This is a genomic window from Pseudoalteromonas fuliginea, from assembly GCF_000690055.1.
In the GTDB taxonomy this organism is placed as follows: domain Bacteria; phylum Pseudomonadota; class Gammaproteobacteria; order Enterobacterales; family Alteromonadaceae; genus Pseudoalteromonas; species Pseudoalteromonas fuliginea.
This window is the reverse complement of record NZ_JJNZ01000156.1, coordinates 1-1,775: the sequence shown is the minus strand read 5'-3', so window position 1 is coordinate 1,775 and position 1,775 is coordinate 1. Positions and strand designations below refer to the sequence as shown.

The following is a 1,775-nucleotide window of genomic DNA, read 5'->3' as shown; positions in this document are numbered from 1 at the left end:
TATTGAACGGCAGCTTCGGTTCGAAATCATTCCAAATTGGTGCAAATGCAAACGAAACAATTAACGTATCACTGTCTAGTGTAGCGGCAGAAAAAATTGGTTCTAACCAAGTAGATTTACAAGGTGGTACTGCTAACGAAGGTTTTGGTACTGCTACAGCTGCAGCTGCTTCTACCGCTGCGGCAAGTACAAATGCAGGCGGTACATATGATATCTCTGGACGTAATGACGCTCAAGTTACTATTGCTGCAGGCGCTAGCGCAGAAGATACAGCTGCTGCAATTAACAGTGTAACGAGCTCTACAGGTGTTAGTGCGCAAGCTAGAACAGAGGCCACGGTAGTTGTTGGTGGTGCTGCAACAGTTTCTGGCGAGACGGTTAGTTTTGAGCTTAACGACGAGAAGGTTTCATACGTAGCTACAGGTAATGCAGATGGCGACCAGCAAGCAATGGCTGAAGCTATTAATGGTGCAACTGATGAGCATGGCGTAACAGCGAGTATTGAAAACGGTGTATTATCAGTATCTAATAATACGGGTGCAGATATAACGTTAGAAGGTTATGCAACAGCAGATGCTGCTGGTGCTCCTGTAGCGAGTACATTATCAGTGACAGCTCTGTCTTATGCCGGTGTTGAAGATGATGGCGGAACGGGTACGGCTGTCCCTGTTGTACTAACAAGTGGTGTGGCTGGTACTGCGACTGACTCAACACGAATTTCAGGTGGTATTCAATTAAACTCTTCAGAAACATTTAGCGTAGAAGCGTCTGATGATTCACTAGCTGGTGTAATCACAGAAACAACAAGTAAGCTAAATGATGTTGCTGATGTTGATATTACAAGCCAAAAAGGCTCGCAAGATGCGCTAGCAATTATTGATAACGCGATTGCAAACATCGACTCACAACGAGCGAGCTTAGGTGCGGTTCAAAATCGTTTTAACCACACAATAAGTAACTTAGCGAATATATCAGAGAACGTATCTGCATCACGTAGCCGAATTCAAGATACTGACTTTGCAACAGAAACAGCAGAAATGACGAAAAACCAAATATTGCAACAAGCAGGTACATCAATCTTGTCGCAAGCGAATCAGTTACCGCAAACAGCGCTTAGCCTATTAGGTTAATTGAAATAAGGTATTAGCTACCTCTTTAATTTAGCGAATACCAATAATAATTTAAAAAGGAGATGACTTTGGTCATCTCCTTTTTATTTAGCTTTTAATATTGTACCAATCGGCTTATATATGGGCTTTATTTAACGACAAGATAATTGTGTAATTTGGTTGTTCTCGATAATTACTTTTATATTGTTCCCTCTTCTTTGTACATCCATGCAGTCGTAATCAAAAATAATAATACAGTTTGTATCAAATTTAGCCCCCCCAAATTAATTAAATATTATTACGGACTGGTACTACAATAGTTTGGTTTGTTTACGTGAAGAAGGTCTATGGTGTGTGGTTATTCCCCATAAATAGGCAAATAAGTGTAATATACGCTGCTCACAGGTTCTTTTTAAGGGCGACTAACTCCTTGTTACTCGATTTACTTAACCCACTAGGTTATAAATATCGCGCCATCGTTAACACCTTAAGATTAAATGAATTTTAATCTTAAGGTGTTAACGATGTCATCGTAATAAAATAGACTAATCAACAAATTACAAATTTGTTAACATGAATTTGTAATTTTTTTAAAATAAAAGCTAAAGGTATTTTTTTGATTTAACCAAGAGCCGTAACAAATTTATGTACAAGCCCCTTACTGAT

At 39.1% G+C, this 1,775-nt stretch carries 1 protein-coding gene; it reads left to right on the top strand.

Annotation, left to right across the window (positions count from 1 at the left end):
* Positions 1-1,130, top strand: a 1,130-nt coding sequence (locus tag DC53_RS22660) for a flagellin (protein WP_033032422.1), incomplete at its 5' end; no start/stop codon positions are given.
* Between the last annotated feature and the right edge of the window lie 645 nt (positions 1,131-1,775).